The 13,897-nt window shown below is 71.8% G+C and carries 15 protein-coding genes; 2 read left to right on the forward strand and 13 right to left on the reverse strand.

Features of this window, described 5'->3' with window-relative positions; all coding sequences use genetic code 11:
* Positions 1 to 305: 305 nt before the first annotated feature.
* The 3 genes from C6N75_RS02175 to C6N75_RS02185 form a co-directional block, all read right to left on the reverse strand.
* On the reverse strand, positions 306 to 602 hold the full coding sequence (locus C6N75_RS02175; protein WP_105867122.1) for a hypothetical protein: 297 nt from the start codon (positions 600 to 602) through the stop codon (positions 306 to 308).
* Between the two features lie 43 nt (positions 603 to 645).
* Positions 646 to 1,614, reverse strand: coding sequence for a hypothetical protein (locus C6N75_RS02180; RefSeq protein WP_146132460.1), 969 nt, complete (start codon positions 1,612 to 1,614; stop codon positions 646 to 648).
* A 228-nt stretch (positions 1,615 to 1,842) separates the two neighbouring features.
* Positions 1,843 to 2,577 carry a UbiX family flavin prenyltransferase gene (locus C6N75_RS02185; protein ID WP_258177173.1) on the reverse strand — a complete coding sequence of 245 codons (735 nt, stop codon included), beginning with the start codon at positions 2,575 to 2,577 and terminating at the stop codon, positions 1,843 to 1,845.
* Positions 2,578 to 2,715: 138 nt separating this feature from the next.
* Here C6N75_RS02185 and C6N75_RS02190 point away from each other — a divergent pair, with 138 nt between their 5' ends.
* The gene (locus tag C6N75_RS02190; RefSeq protein ID WP_105867124.1) at positions 2,716 to 3,351 is read left to right on the forward strand and encodes a rhomboid family intramembrane serine protease; all 636 of its coding nucleotides are present in this window, start codon (positions 2,716 to 2,718) and stop codon (positions 3,349 to 3,351) included.
* Between the two features lie 24 nt (positions 3,352 to 3,375).
* Here the strand turns inward: C6N75_RS02190 and mqnP are convergent, their stop codons facing one another.
* The 3 genes from mqnP to C6N75_RS02205 are packed head-to-tail and all read right to left on the reverse strand — an operon-like array spanning position 3,376 to position 6,214.
* On the reverse strand, positions 3,376 to 4,296 hold the full coding sequence (gene mqnP, locus C6N75_RS02195; protein ID WP_105867125.1) for a menaquinone biosynthesis prenyltransferase MqnP: 921 nt from the start codon (positions 4,294 to 4,296) through the stop codon (positions 3,376 to 3,378).
* On the reverse strand, positions 4,296 to 4,766 hold the full coding sequence (locus C6N75_RS02200; protein WP_105867126.1) for a hypothetical protein: 471 nt from the start codon (positions 4,764 to 4,766) through the stop codon (positions 4,296 to 4,298). The genes mqnP and C6N75_RS02200 overlap by 1 nt, the downstream gene beginning before the upstream one ends.
* Positions 4,763 to 6,214 (reverse strand): menaquinone biosynthesis decarboxylase, encoded by a 1,452-nt coding sequence (locus C6N75_RS02205; RefSeq protein WP_105867127.1) that lies wholly within the window; start codon positions 6,212 to 6,214, stop codon positions 4,763 to 4,765. Before C6N75_RS02205 ends, C6N75_RS02200 begins: the two co-directional genes overlap by 4 nt.
* An 89-nt stretch (positions 6,215 to 6,303) precedes the next feature.
* Here C6N75_RS02205 and C6N75_RS02210 point away from each other — a divergent pair, with 89 nt between their 5' ends.
* Positions 6,304 to 6,708 (forward strand): PLD nuclease N-terminal domain-containing protein, encoded by a 405-nt coding sequence (locus C6N75_RS02210; RefSeq protein ID WP_105867128.1) that lies wholly within the window; start codon positions 6,304 to 6,306, stop codon positions 6,706 to 6,708.
* A 79-nt stretch (positions 6,709 to 6,787) separates the two neighbouring features.
* On the opposite strand, the gene C6N75_RS02215 is transcribed toward C6N75_RS02210, so the two are convergent.
* The 7 genes from C6N75_RS02215 to C6N75_RS02245 form a co-directional block, all read right to left on the reverse strand.
* Positions 6,788 to 7,321, reverse strand: a complete 534-nt coding sequence (locus C6N75_RS02215) for an SRPBCC domain-containing protein (protein WP_105867129.1) — start codon at positions 7,319 to 7,321, stop codon at positions 6,788 to 6,790.
* Between the two features lie 49 nt (positions 7,322 to 7,370).
* Positions 7,371 to 8,444, reverse strand: a complete 1,074-nt coding sequence (ccsB, locus tag C6N75_RS02220; protein ID WP_105867130.1) for a c-type cytochrome biogenesis protein CcsB — start codon at positions 8,442 to 8,444, stop codon at positions 7,371 to 7,373.
* Positions 8,441 to 10,183: a cytochrome c biogenesis protein ResB gene (gene resB, locus C6N75_RS02225; RefSeq protein ID WP_105867131.1), complete on the reverse strand. Its 1,743-nt coding sequence runs from the start codon at positions 10,181 to 10,183 to the stop codon at positions 8,441 to 8,443. Before resB ends, ccsB begins: the two co-directional genes overlap by 4 nt.
* A gap of 4 nt (positions 10,184 to 10,187) precedes the next feature.
* Positions 10,188 to 10,925 carry a cytochrome c biogenesis CcdA family protein gene (locus C6N75_RS02230; RefSeq protein ID WP_105867132.1) on the reverse strand — a complete coding sequence of 246 codons (738 nt, stop codon included), beginning with the start codon at positions 10,923 to 10,925 and terminating at the stop codon, positions 10,188 to 10,190.
* 3 nt (positions 10,926 to 10,928) lie between these two features.
* A complete protein-coding gene (locus C6N75_RS02235; RefSeq protein ID WP_105867133.1) occupies positions 10,929 to 11,570 on the reverse strand; it encodes a TlpA family protein disulfide reductase in 642 nt (213 codons plus the stop codon).
* Positions 11,571 to 11,694: 124 nt separating this feature from the next.
* Positions 11,695 to 12,939, reverse strand: coding sequence for a polysaccharide deacetylase family protein (locus C6N75_RS02240; RefSeq protein ID WP_105867134.1), 1,245 nt, complete (start codon positions 12,937 to 12,939; stop codon positions 11,695 to 11,697).
* 193 nt (positions 12,940 to 13,132) lie between these two features.
* Positions 13,133 to 13,786: a histidine phosphatase family protein gene (locus C6N75_RS02245; RefSeq protein ID WP_105867136.1), complete on the reverse strand. Its 654-nt coding sequence runs from the start codon at positions 13,784 to 13,786 to the stop codon at positions 13,133 to 13,135.
* Positions 13,787 to 13,897 lie beyond the last annotated feature (111 nt).

Raw genomic sequence — 13,897 nt, forward strand, 5'->3', positions numbered from 1 at the left:
ACGTGATCATCACCGAACAAGATCCACTTTCGCAACAGACCCTAACCGCCGACTGGCTGCGCCGCATCCGGGAGGCGGGCACCAAGATGGTCAACGACTCCCGTGCCCGCGCGAACCGCCAAACCGCACGTCGCAAGCTGTCGGGGACAGTCACCTATCCCTGACCTGTATCGCTCATGACCTCATCCCGCCATTCGACTGAGCCATCGGCGGCTCGTTGGCCCCGAGGGTGCAACCCCCGGACAGCCCGGACGGGCTCCGGCTCGGCCGGGGGTATTTCCCTCGGCCGAGCCGGGACGGTGGTGCTACCGCCCTGTCGGGCTGACCCGGCCCCGGGCCACGCGGATTAGGTGGACGAGATGGGCGGTGGCCAGTGCCCACCAAAGGCCGCAGACCCAGACCAGAATGCCGTCCGTACCGGACCGCCTTGTCAGGAACTGGACCAGCAGCAGGACGGTCAGGCCCGTAACGAGTGCGACCCGGTCCACGTACGGCCCGAGCCGCGCCGCCATGCCGCGGACGCCCTGCCGACTCAAGTAGATCTCCGTACCCAGCACGGCGGCGCAGAACGCCGCCGCGCCCGACCACATCCAGACGTTCATCGTTGTTCTTCCTGCTCCTGCCGAATCGTCACGTCGTCGGTGGCTACTTGCAGTACCCGCCCTTGTAGGCGCCCGGGACGAACAGTCCCGCGGCGAACTTGATCTTCAGGCACTGCTTGGCCGAGTTCGCGCTGGAAGCCTTCGCGGTGACCAGCGTGGCGTTGATCGAGTAGAGGACGTTCAACGGCGGCGGCAGCGTGCCGGCGGCCAGCCCGCCCATGGCACCGTACGTGGCGATCTTCCTTGTCTCCGCCCGGTTCATGTACGCCGTGCCCGTGACGATGCCCCAGGTGTACTTCGGGTCGGCGACGACAGGAAAGGTGGTGTCCGCGTCAGTGTCGATCTCCTGGACAAGCGTCGTGCCCTCAAGGCGGTACCGCGTGGGCACGGGCGCGCCGTCGGCATCCTTGGCCCACGGCGCGTCGATCGTTCCCGCCGTGATGAACCCGCCGCCCCCCAGCGGCCGGAGGATCTCATACCCGCCGTCGCCGTCGGGAGAGAGTGTGGCGTCGTCAGGCAGGTCGAACGCGAACCGGTGCTCCCGGGGCGCGTTGCGGTCCTTGAGCGTGACGAGGGTACGGGCGCCGCCGTCGTTGGTGGGCTGCACTGCCACGTCGGTCGACCCCGCGGCGTCGGAGTAGACGACGGTTCCAGCCCCGAGCTTGACTCCGGGGGAACCGGTGGTTCCGGGCAGGTCCAGGGAGACGCTGCTGCCGTCGCCCGCGGTGGAGGTAACCGAACCGGAAGCCAAACGCGGAGTCTTGACGGTCACCGACCCGGAGGGGGTCGTCGTGGTCGCTTGCGCGGGACTGTCGGCCCCGGCCGTGCTGGGTGCAATGTCCCCTGTGCCGGTCGCTCTCTCGACGGCCGCGGCGGTGCCCGACGGGCTGGTCGGGCCGTCGGCACCGGCGGCGAACGCAGGTGTCCAGGCGGCGGAGACGAGCAGCGCGCCGCCCAGCAGGGCCGATATGCCCCCCGTTACGAGCCTGTGGCGTGTGGAGAATACGGACAAGGAAAGCTCCCCTAAGTGTTGCTCGATGCATGTGTCCCCGGTGGTCAGCCGCTGACGAAGATCATCGTCACACGCAGAGGCAACACCTCTGCACCGCTTTCGGTGGGAGGAAGATCACGGGAACCGACCGCCCTTGCAGCCCATCCGCCCTGTCAACGCCGCACACTCAATTACTGCGGCCTGGTCCGGTCGTGCGCTCACGTGTGACTAGCACTTTCACAACAGACCCTAGGCGGGCGCGTCCCCGGCCCGGTCGGGCACGCCCGGGGTCGTCTCGGGGGCGGCGCCGCCGCCGAGCTGCCCCTTCCAGCGGCGGTAGAGCGTGTGCGGTACGCCGGCCGCGTCCAGCACCCGCCCGGCGACGAAGTCCACCAGCTCCTGGATGTGGGTGGCGCCCGCGTAGAACCCCGGGGACGCGGGCAGCACCACCGCGCCGGCCTCGTCCAGCGCCACGAGCTGCCTGAGCGTCTGGCCGCTCAGCGGGGTCTCGCGCACGGCCACCACCAGCGGGCGGCGCTCCTTGAGGGTGACGCTCGCCGCCCGCTGGAGCAGGTCCTTGGACAGCCCCAGCGCCACACCCGCCACGCAGGCGGTGGAGGCCGGCACGATCAGCATCCCCTTGACCGGGTACGACCCCGAGGACGGCCCGGCCGCCAGGTCCCCGGCCGGCCAGTAGCGCACCGCGCTCCCGTCCGCGCCCTCCACAGCGAACGCGTCCGGCTTGCCGTCCGCGCCCCGCGCCAGCCATTCCCGCAGGTCGCCCTGCCAGTGGGCGTCCCGGAAGGCGATGCCGGTCTCGTCCAGCAGGGTCAGCCGGGACGCCCGGGACACCACCAGGTCCACGCTCTCGCCGGCCGCGAGCAGCGCCCGCAGCACGGCGGCCGCGTAGGGGGTGCCGGAGGCCCCGGACACGCCGACGACCCAGGGCACGCGCTTGCCGGTAGTCACGGCGTCGCTGGTCATGGCTCCGAGCCTATCCGGCCCGCCCCGGCCGCCGCCGCGTGGTGCGCGCCCCGGCCGGTGGGCCGGAACCGGGCGGGCCGCCCGGACGTTCCCCGGTCAGTGCACCGAGTGCACCGCGATGCCGAGAGGGGGCTTGCGATGACACGGACGCCACGGACGGTGACGACCGGCGAGGTCACCGGGTGGAGGGGCGTCTCCCGGGCGAAGGCCGCCGCCTGGCTGATGGCGGGCTGGGTGGCGCTGCTGTGGGCGCTGGAGGTGGTGGACACCGCCACCGGGCACGCCCTGGACGCCTACGGCGTCAGCCCCCGGGACCCCGCCGAGCTGCGCGACATCGTGCCCTCGGCCTTTCTGCACTACGGCTTCGACCACCTGATGGCCAACACCGTGCCGCTGGCCGTGATGGGCTTCCTCGCCGCGCTGGGCGGCATCCGCCGCTTCCTGGGCGTGGCCGCGCTGATCATCGTCGCCGACGGCCTGGGCGTGTGGCTGGTCTCCCCCGCCTACAGCGTCACCGCCGGCGCCTCCGGTCTGGTCTTCGGCCTCTTCGGCTACCTGCTGGCCCGCGGCTTCGTCGACCGCAGCGCCCCCGACATCGTGGTCGGCCTCGTCATCGGCGCGGTCTGGGGCGGCTCCATCTGGCTGGGCATATCCCCGAACCAGTCCGGCGTGAGCTGGCAGGGCCACCTCTTCGGCCTGGTCGCCGGCGTCCTCGCCGCCTTCGTCTTCCGCCGCCGCACACCCCGCAAGCCGGCCCTGCCGCCCTACGCCTGACCCCGCCGGGGGCGTCCTCGCGGGCTATCCCCGCAGGCCCCGGGTCACCAGGTCCAGGAGGGCGCAGGCGAAGAGGGCGATGCCGATGAAGCCGTTGACGGTGAAGAAGGCGCGGTTGAGGCGGGAGAGGTCGTGCGGGCGGACGATGGTGTGCTCGTAGACGAAGGCGGCGGCGACGACGAGGAGGCCGAGCCAGAAGAACAGGCCGGCGCCGGTGAGCACGGCGTACCAGACGAGCAGGGCGGTGGTGGCGAGGTGCGCGGCGCGGGCGCCGTGCAGGGCGGCGGGGATGCCGAAGCGGGCGGGGACCGACTTCACGCCGTGGGCGCGGTCGGCCTGGACGTCCTGGCAGGCGAAGATCAGGTCGAAGCCGCCGATCCAGACGCCGACCGCGAGGCCCAGGACCACCGCGTCCCAGGACCAGGCGCCGGTGACGGCGATCCAGGCGCCGACCGGGCCCATAGCCTGGGCCAGGCCCAGGATGGCGTGCGGGAAGTTCGTGAACCGCTTGCCGTAGGGGTAGACCACCATCGGCACGACGGCGATGGGGGCGAGCGCCAGGCACAGGGGGTTGAGGAGGGCGGCGGCGCCCAGGAAGACGACGAGGGCGAGCAGGGCGCCGGTCCAGGCGGAGCGGACCGAGACCGCGCCGGTGACCAGTTCGCGGCCGGCCGTGCGCGGGTTCCGGGCGTCGATCTCGCGGTCGATGATCCGGTTGCAGGCCATCGCGAAGGTGCGCAGGCCCACCATCGCCACGGTGACCAGGAGCAGCTCCAGCCAGTGCACCGAGCGGTCGGCCTCGAACATGGCCGTCAGCGCGGCGATGTAGGCGAAGGGCAGCGCGAAGACCGAGTGCTCGATCATCACCAGGCGCAGGAAGGACTTCACCTTCCCGGCCGGGCGGGGCGCCGGGCCGGAGCCGACGACTCCATCGGCGGTGGTCATCACGCGAGGCTCTCCAGGAAGGCGTCGAGGTCGGACAGCAGGTCGGCGACGGGCAGCGGGCCGGTCCGCACGGTGACCGGGGCGGCCTCGTCGCCGGGCGGGGTGACGCGGGCGGTGAAGGCGTACGCCCCGGGGCCGGCCGGCTCGGCGTCCAGCGTCAGCACGGCGCCGCCGTCCACGGTGAACTCCCCCGTCGCGGCAGCCAGTTCGGCGCGCAACTGCTCGGCGAAGCCGGCCGGCTCGGCGTCCCGGATGCCGGGCAGGTCGAAGCCGTCGCCCTCGCCGGCGCCGGTCTCGTACAGCACCGCCCAGGTGTCGCCGGGCCCGGCGAACTCGGCCGGGTCGACGCCCGCCTCGGCGGCGGCCCGCACGACGGCGGGGTCGGCGGGGTCGAGTTCCGGGCGGACGAAGGCGACGTAGTCGGTGGCGTCGCCGAGGAAGAGGGCGGGGCCGCCCGCGGCGGGGCTCACAGTCCGTACTCCTTCCAGCGGCGGTCGACGGTCGCGACCGTCTCCGGGTCGGAGAGGACCATCTCGGGCCAGCCGCCGTCGCGGGTGTAGCCCTCCTCGGGCCACTTGGCGGTGGCGTCGATGCCCGCCTTGCCGCCCCAGAACTGCTGGTAGGAGGCGTGGTCCAGGTGGTCCACCGGGCCCTCGACCACGGTCAGGTCGCGGGCGTAGTCGGTGTTGCCGAGCGCCCGCCAGGACACCTCGTGCAGGTTGCGCACGTCGCAGTCGGCGTCGACGACCACGATCAGCTTGGTCAGCGACATCATGTGCGCGCCCCAGATGGCGCTCATCACCTTCTGCGCGTGCTTGGGGTACTTCTTCTCGATCGAGACGATCGCGCAGTTGTGGAAGCCGCCCGACTCGGGGAGGTGGTAGTCCACGATGTCGGGGACGATGATCTTCAGGAGGGGGAGGAAGAAGCGCTCGGTGGCGCGGCCCAGCGGCCCGTCCTCGGTGGGCGGGCGGCCCACCACGATGGACTGGAGCAGCGGGCGGCGGCGCATCGTCACGCAGTCGATGGTCAGCGCCGGGAACGGCTCCTGCGGGGTGTAGAAGCCGGTGTGGTCGCCGAACGGCCCCTCGGGCAGCGTCTCGCCGGGCTCCAGCCAGCCCTCCAGCACCACCTCGGCCTGCGCGGGCACCTGGAGCGGCACGGTCTTGCAGTCGACCATCTCGATCCGCTTGCCCTGGAGGAACCCGGCGAACAGGTATTCGTCGATGTCCTCCGGCAGCGGCGCGGTGGAGGCGTAGGTGACGGCCGGCGGCGCCCCGAAGGCGATGGCGACCGGCAGCCTCTCGCCGCGCCGGGCGGCCACCTGGTAGTGGTTGCGGCTGTCCTTGTGGATCTGCCAGTGCATGCCGATGGTGTTCCGGTCGTGCCGCTGAAGCCGGTACAGCCCCAGGTTGCGGATGCCGTTCTCGGGGTGCCGGGTGTGGGTGAGCCCCAGGTTGAAGAAGGAGCCGCCGTCCCCGGGCCAGGTGAACAGCGCGGGCAGCGCGTCCAGGTCCACGTCGTCGCCGGTGAGGACCACCTCCTGCACGGGCGCGTCCTTGACCTTCTTCGGCGGCACGTGGGTCATCGCACCGAGCTTGCCGAACGCCTCGCGCACCCCGGTGAAGCCGTGCGGGAGTTCGGGCCGCAGCAGCCCGCCGATCTTCTCGCCGATCTCGTCGTACGACTTCAGGCCCAGCGCCTTCAGCGTGCGGCGGTCGGTGCCGAAGACGTTCATCGCCAGCGGCATCGACGAGCCGCGCACGTTCTCGAAGAGGAGCGCCGGGCCGCCGGACTTCTGCACCCGGTCGACGATCTCCCCGACCTCCAGGTACGGATCGACTTCGGCCTTGATGCGCTTGAGGTCGCCGTCGCGCTCCAGCGCCCGGAGGAGCGAGCGAAGATCGTCGTAAGCCATGCGGTCCAGTATCCGCCACCGGCTACGCTGGCACCGTCACCGGGGCTGTCGCGACACGGCCCGCCGCTGCTTCCAGGGGGCTGTCCCACATGCTCAGGGCGCTCATGTTCATCCTGCCGCTGGCGCTCACGATCTACGCCTTCATCGACTGCCTGAACACGCCGGAGGAAGAGGTCAAGCACCTGCCGAAGGTCGCCTGGGTCTTCATCATCCTGCTGTTCTGGATCGTCGGCGCGGTGGTCTGGCTGGTGGCCGGGCGCAGGCGCGGCGACGCGCCCCGCATCGCGGGCGGCGGGCGCGCGGGCCGGGGCGGCGGCTGGGTGGCCCCGGACGACAACCCGGAGTTCCTGAAGTCGCTGCGCAAGGACCGCGCGGACGGCCCGGACCAGCGGGACGCCGGGGCGCCGGGGCCCGACGGCGACAAGGACGAGGACGAGGACGACGACCGCCGTCCGGCGGACGAGCCGGGCGACGGCGGCCCCGCCAAGCCCTGACGCGAGCGGCCCGCGGCGCCCCGGATCGCCTCCGCGCCCCCGGATCGCGTCCCAGGCCCCCGGATCGCGTCGCAGGCCCTCAGGTCGCGTCGAAGTCGCGCGCCTCGTAGTCGTCGCGCAGATCCTGTCGGCGGGCCGGGTCCCAGCGGCTCCAGTCGGTGCGGCGGCCCTCCAGGTGCCCGGCCAACTGGAGGAAGTGGTCGTGCCAGCAGGCCAGCCGGTCCAGCCGCTGCTCGTCGCTGCCCCGGAACTCGTTGGTGAAGCGCAGCACGGTCGTCTCCGGCCGGTCGCCCGGCTCCAGCCCGAACCGCATCCGGCCGTGCGCGCCCACCGTGTACTCGGCGACCCGCTCCATGTCCCAGGCGGTCACCGTGCCGCTCTCGGTGCGCCCGGCGGCGGCCTCCCGGTCCGGGGCGGTCAGCCAGCGCAGCGCCACCTCGCCGCCGAGGCGGGGCTGGAGCCCGTGCGGCTCGGCCAGCCAGTCGCCCAGGCCGCCGGGCGTGGTGAGGGCCAGCCAGACCCGCTCGGCCGGGTGCGGCAGCGGCACCGCGAACCGCAGGGTGTGCAGGTCGCCGTGGGTCTCGGTGGCGCCGGGCGGCAGGGCGGGGGCCATGCCTCCAGCGTCCCGCGCCGCCCGGCCGCGCGCTACCGCGCCTGAGCGGTCAGACTCCCGCGTAGGAGTGCTTGCTGGTCACGAAGATGTTGACGCCGTAGTAGTTGAACAGGAAGCAGCCGAAGGCGATGAGCGCGATGTACGCGGCCTTGCGGCCCTTCCAGCCGGCGGTCGCCCGGGCGTGCAGGTAGGCGGCGTAGGCGACCCAGGTGATGAAGGACCAGACCTCCTTGGCGTCCCAGCCCCAGTAGCGGCCCCAGGCGTCGCCGGCCCAGATCGCGCCGGCGACGATGGTGAACGTCCACAGCGGGAAGATCGCCGCGTTGATCCGGTAGGCGAACTTGTCCAGGCTCGCGGCGGCCGGCAGCCGCTCCAGCACCGAGCGGGCGAAGCCGCCCGGCGAGCCGCCGCCGGCGAGCTTGCTCTCGTAGGAGTCGCGGAACAGGTACAGCAGGGTGGCGACCGCGCCCAGGTAGAACACCGCGCCGCAGAAGATCGCGGTGGAGACGTGGATCCACAGCCAGTACGAGTGCAGCGCCGGCACGAGCTGGTCGCTGTCGGTGTAGAGCCAGGTGGTGGCGATGCCCAGGTCCAGCAGGACGGTGGTGACCAGCGGCAGGCCCATCCAGCGGATGTCCTTCTTCGCCAGCAGGAAGCCGAGGTACGCGCCGACCGCCACCGTGGAGAAGGTGGTGGAGAACTCGTACATGTTGCCCCAGGGGGCGCGCTGCACCGCGACGGCCCGGGTGACCACGCCGGCCGCCTCCACCAGGAAGGCGAGGGTGGTCAGCGAGACCGCGATCCGGCCGTACAGGTCGCCCTGGACGTCGCCGGCGGCCGCGCCGGGCCCGTCCGGCACGTCCCGGGACCCGGCGGCGGAGCGGGTGACGACCTTGGGCCGGTCCAGCACGGCGGTGCCGCCCGCCTGCGCGGCCACCTGGGGGGCCGCGGCGGTACGGGAGGGGGTGAGCGCGGCGGCGGTGCGGCCGACCTTGCTGCGGCTGCCGAAGACCCACTCGGCGATGTGCGCCAGGAAGGCGAGGGTGTAGACGGCCATCGAGGAGTAGATGAGCACGTTGCTCATCTCCGCGAGGCTCGCGTTGGTCGCGGCGGCGAGATTCACTTCTCAGCCCCTTCATCGGCGGGGTCGGCGGGGTCTGCGGCGGATGCGGCGTCTTCGGCGGATGCGGGCTCGGGCTCGGGGGCGGTCGGGGCCTCGGCGTGCAGGCGGGCGGCGAGTCCGGCCAGCTCCTCGGGGAGCTGCGCGGACTCGCTGCGGCCCAGGCCCGCCATCTCGACCACGGTCACCCCGTCCTCACCGGTGGTGGCCCGCACCCAGACGCGGCGGCGCTGGATGAACAGCGAGCCGGCCAGGCCCGCGATGGCGGCGATCGCGCCGGCCAGCGCCAGGCCGTTGCCGGGCTGCTGGGAGATCTGGAAGCTGGCCCACTCCTTGATCTCCTTCTCGAAGGTGACCGAGCCGGCGCCGCCGGGCAGCTTCATGGTCTCGCCGGGCAGCAGGGTCTGCTTGAAGACGTCGCCGTTCTTGTCCTTGAAGGGATCCAGCTTGCTGCGGTCGAGCTGGTAGACGTTCTGCGGCAGCCCGCCGTCCACCCGCAGGTCGCCGTGGTACGCGCCGAGGTTGAGGGCGGGGAAGGCCAGCGCGGGGAACTGGCTGAACATCTGGCCGTTGCCCTTGCCGGCGTACGTCGGCACGAAGAAGGCCGGCAGGCCGAGCTGCTCCTTCTCGCCCTTGGCGTTGCGGTAGCCGTCCATCACCTTGATCACACCGGTGGAGGTGATGTTGTTGTCCACCGGCAGCAGCGGCACCGCGCCCTTGAAGACGGCCTTGCCGCGGGCGTCGCGGACGGTGACCACCGGCGCGTAGCCGTGGGAGATCAGGTACACCTTGGTGCCCTCGACCACCAGCGGCTCGTTGACCTTGATCTTGCCCTTCTTGTCCGGGCCGCCGGGCACCGAGTAGCTGACGTCCGCCTCGAAGGTGCGGGGCGTGCCGCGCTGCGGGCCGCTGGGCTCGTAGGTGCCGGTGAACTGGTCCAGGGTGAAGCTGAACGGCGCCAGCTCGTCGGTGTCGAAGAGCGAGCCGGAGCGGAAGTCGTCGTACAGCGGCAGGGTGTTGGAGAAGCCGTCGCCCTCCACGACCAGCTTGCCGCCCTCGGACTTGAAGAGCTGGCCGGTGGCGAAGGCCACCAGCATCACGATCAGGGCGATGTGGAAGAGGAGGTTCCCGGCCTCGCGCAGATAGCCCTTCTCGCCGGCGACCGACCCCTTGACGGCGTGCGCCCGGTAGCGGCGGCCCTTCAGCAGCCTCAGCGCGGCCTCGTCGACCTGCTCGGGACTCGCCTCGGTGCGCCAGGAGGTGTACGCCGGCAGCCTGGTCAGCCGCTTGGGGGCGCCCGGCGGGCGGCCGCGCAACTGGCCCACGAACTGCCAGGTGCGGGGCACGATGCAGCCGATGAGCGAGACGAACAGCAGGATGTAGATCGCGGAGAACCACACCGAGCTGTAGACGTCGAAGAGCTGGAGCTTCTCGTAGACCGGCGTCAGACCGGGGTTGGCGGCCTTGAAGTCCTGCACCTTCAGCTCGTCCACGCCGTTCTGCGGGATGAGCGAGCCGGGGATCGCTCCGAGCGAGAGCAGGAAGAGCAGGATCAGCGCGACCCGCATGGACGTGAGCTGACGCCAGAACCAGCGCACCCAGCCGACCGGCCCGAGGGACGGCCCGCCGCTGGAGGTCTCCTCCTGGGGTGCGGTGGACAACTGGGCGCCGGCCTCCGCCTCGGCGGCGGCCTCGGCGTCGGCGGCGCGGTTCGCGGCGCTCGTCGTATCGGTCTTGCTCATCGGACTAGATCCCCACCTGGAAACCGTTGGACCACACCTGCATCTGCTGCACCAGGCTGTCCCACGCACCTGTGAGCAGCAGCAGTCCGGTCGCGATCATCATGGCTCCGCCGATCCGCAGCACCCAGGCGTAGTGCCGCTTGACCCAGCCGAAGGCGCCGAGCGCCTTGCGGAAGGCGACGGCCGCGAGGACGAACGGTACGCCCAGACCCAGGCAGTACGCGAAAGTGAGCAGCGCCCCGCGGCCGGCGCTGGCCTGGTCGGCGGAGAGGCCGAGGACGGTGGCGAGGGTCGGACCGATGCACGGCGTCCAGCCGATGCCGAACAGCGCGCCCAGCACCGGCGCCCCGACCAGGCCGGTCGCGGGCCTGCGGTGGAAGCGGAACTCGCGCTGGGTGAGCCAGGGCATCAGCCCGGCGAAGAAGACGCCGAGCAGGATCATCAGCACCCCGAGGACGGTGGTGAGGATCTCCCGGTAGCCCTGGAGCGTGGTGCCGAAGAAGCCGAAGAGGGCGCCGCCGGAGACGAAGACGGCGGTGAAGCCGAGCACGAACAGGGCGGCGCCGAGGGCCATCCGGCCGCGCTTGGCGTCCGCCAGGTCGGAACCGGTGACCCCGGTCACGTACGACAGGTAGCCGGGGACCAGCGGCAGGACGCAGGGTGAGAAGAACGACACCAGTCCGGCGAGCAGGGCGAGCGGCAGGGCGAGCAGCAGCGCCCCGCTCTGTACCGTCTCGTTCATCGGCTACTGCCCCGCGGCCTTGGCCGCGGCCTTCTCCTCGACCAGCGGGGCGATCATCTCGCGCAGTTTGTCCTCGCCGAGGGCGGCCATCGACCGGGCGGCGATCCGCCCCCGGCGGTCGAGCGCGATGGTGGTCGGAATGGTCTGCGGGTTGAGGGTGCCCTTGGGGAAGCCGTTGACGAGGAGCTTGCCGGCCGGGTCGTGCAGGCTCGGGTAGTCGATCCCGAAGCTCTCCTCGAACTGGACCGCCTGGTTCTCGTTGGGGTCGCGGACGTTGAGTCCGACGAACTCCACGCCCTGGGCCTTCAGCTCCTTGGAGACCTTGGCGAAGTGCGGGGCCTCGGCGCGGCAGGGGCCGCACCAGGAGCCCCAGACGTTGAGGACGACGACCTTGCCCTCGAGGTCGGCGACGTCGAGCCGCTCGCCCTCCAGGGTCTTGCCGGCGATGGTTCCGGCGGCCTTGCGGTCGGCCGCGGGGACGGTGGCGACCCCGCTCTTGCCCGTGACGAAGTTGGTGCCGCCGCCGCTCTTGAGGTCGCTGTCGCCGCCGCACGCGGTGAGCGTGAGCGCGGCCGCGACCGTGCCCGCGAGCAGCAGCGCGGGGCGGGCGGCGCGGGAGGGGCCGAAGGTCGTCCGAGGACTCATGTGAAAAGTTTCGCATGGGTGCGCCGGGGATCTTCCGCGCCCCCCTGTGTGCCCGTAAGGACCCGATGTGAATACCGCCTAAGCGTTTCGGGAACGGGTCCGCCGGACATCCGCACGACCGCGCTCAGGCGGACTTCAGGAAGGTGTTCCAGCCGCCGGTCGGGGACTGTCCCGGCTGAAGGGTCCGCATCTTCTCCAGCACCTTCGGGTCCTGCACGTCGAGCCAGTCGCAGAACTGCCGGAAGGAGACCAGCCGCACGTCCTTCTTTCCGGCGATGTGCTTGAGCGCGGATTCGACCGCATCCATGTAGATGCCGCCGTTCCACTGCTCAAAGTGGTTGCCGACGAAGAACGGGGCGCGGTTGGACTCGTAGGCGCGCTGGAATCCCGCGATGTACGCCTCGGTGGACTGCTTCTTCCACTCCGGGTAGCGGGAGGTCATGCCCTTGGTGGAGTTGCCGGACTGGTTGGCGAGCATGTTGTAGTCCATCGACAGCACCTCGAAGCCCCGCCCGGGGAAGGGGATCTGCTGGAGGGGCAGGTCCCACACGCCCAGCTTCTTGGCGGGCCACATCTGGTGGCCGCCGGGCGAGCTGGCGTCGTAACGCCAGCCGAGCTTCTTCGCCGTGGGCAGCAGGTTGTCCTGGCCGAGCAGACAGGGGGTGCGGCCGCCGACGAGCTCCTTGCGGTAGTCGAACGGCAGCGGGTCGAGGTCGCTCCAGCCGCTGATCGTCTTCCATTCGGTGACGAACTTCACGGCCTGGTCGATCTCGCTCTGCCAGTCGGCGGAGCTCCAGTTCCCGACCGATCCGGAGCCGGCGCAGAAGTGCCCGTTGAAGTGGGTGCCTATCTCGTGCCCGTCGAGCCAGGCCTGGCGCACGTATTTCAGCGTCTGCTTGATGTGGTCGTCGGTTAGGTAGCCGATGTCGGACGCGCCGACGCGGTTCTTCGGCGGGCGGTAGAGGGTCTGCTTGGACTCGGGCAGCAGGTAGAGGCCGGAGAGGAAGAAGGTCATCGCCGCGTCGTGCTCCTTGGCGAGTTCCAGGAAACGCGGGAAGAGGCCGTTTCCGACCTCGCCGGCGCCGTCCCAGGAGAACACCACGAACTGCGGCGGGGTCTGACCCGGCTCCAGCGGCTCGGGCCGGGCGGGCTGGTGGGGCTGCTTGCCGGTGTCGGCCGTGGACCCGTCGCCGATCAGGCGGGCCTTGGCGCTCGGCGAGGGGCTCGCGCCGCCTCCGCCGCCCTTGCCGGGCTGTCCCGCCGCACCGGAGCCGCCGGTCCCGCCGGCCGACTCGCAGCCGGCGAGCCCGATCGCGGCGGCCGCCCCGACTCCCGCTCCGAGCAGTCCCCTTCGTGTGATGCCGCGCATTTCGTCCCCATCCGCGTTGCTTGCTCCATGCCTCACCGGGTCAAAACCGGCATTCAGTGAGAGGGGCGGCGTGGACGGGAGGTTCCGGGGGAGGACGCCCCACTTCGCTCGGTCATGCGCTGATCACACAACGCACGGCGGTCCCGTACCCGCTCGCGCGGAGCGGGTACGGGACCGCCGTGCGGGAACGCCCTCAGGCGCCGAACGCCTTCGACGCGCCCTTCGACCTGGCCGGCCTCGCGCCCGCGCGCAGGTGCGGCGGCACCAGGTCCAGGGCCGGCTCGCTGTAGCCGACCGAGACGATCCGGTCGCCCTGGTAGGTGAAGGAGGTCAGCGAGGCCAGCGTGCACTGCCGGCGGCGCGGGTCGTGCCAGAGCCGGCGGCGCTCGGCGAAGGAGCGCACGATCCAGATCGGCAGCTGGTGGCTGACGCACACCGCCTCGTGCCCGCGCGCGGCGTCCCGGGCCGCGTCCAGCGCGCCCATCATCCGCACCACCTGCTCGATGTACGGCTCGCCCCAGGACGGGCGGAAGGGGTTGGTGAGGTGGCGCCAGTTCTCCGGGCGGCGCAGCGCCCCGTCGCCCACCCCGAAGGTCTTGCCCTCGAAGACGTTGGCCGCCTCGATCAGCCGCTCGTCGGTGGCGACGTCCAGACCGTGCGCCTTGGCGACCGGCGCGGCGGTCTCCTGCGCCCGCTCCAGCGGCGAGGACACCACATGGGTGACGTCCCGGCCGGCCAGGTGCTCGGCGACCCGGTCGGCCATCTCCCGCCCCAGCTCGGAGAGGTGGTAGCCGTCCCGGCGGCCGTAGAGCACGCCGTCGGGGTTGTGCACCTCGCCGTGGCGCATCAGGTGGACGACGGTGACCTCGCCGCCCTGCTTATGCGTGCTCACGCGGCGTCCTCCGCGGTGGCCTGGGCGGCGGCGCGGGCCGCGGCCGGCAGCGCGTCGGAGATCCGC

The sequence above is a fragment of the Streptomyces solincola genome, from assembly GCF_002982015.1.
Classification (GTDB): domain Bacteria; phylum Actinomycetota; class Actinomycetes; order Streptomycetales; family Streptomycetaceae; genus Streptomyces; species Streptomyces solincola.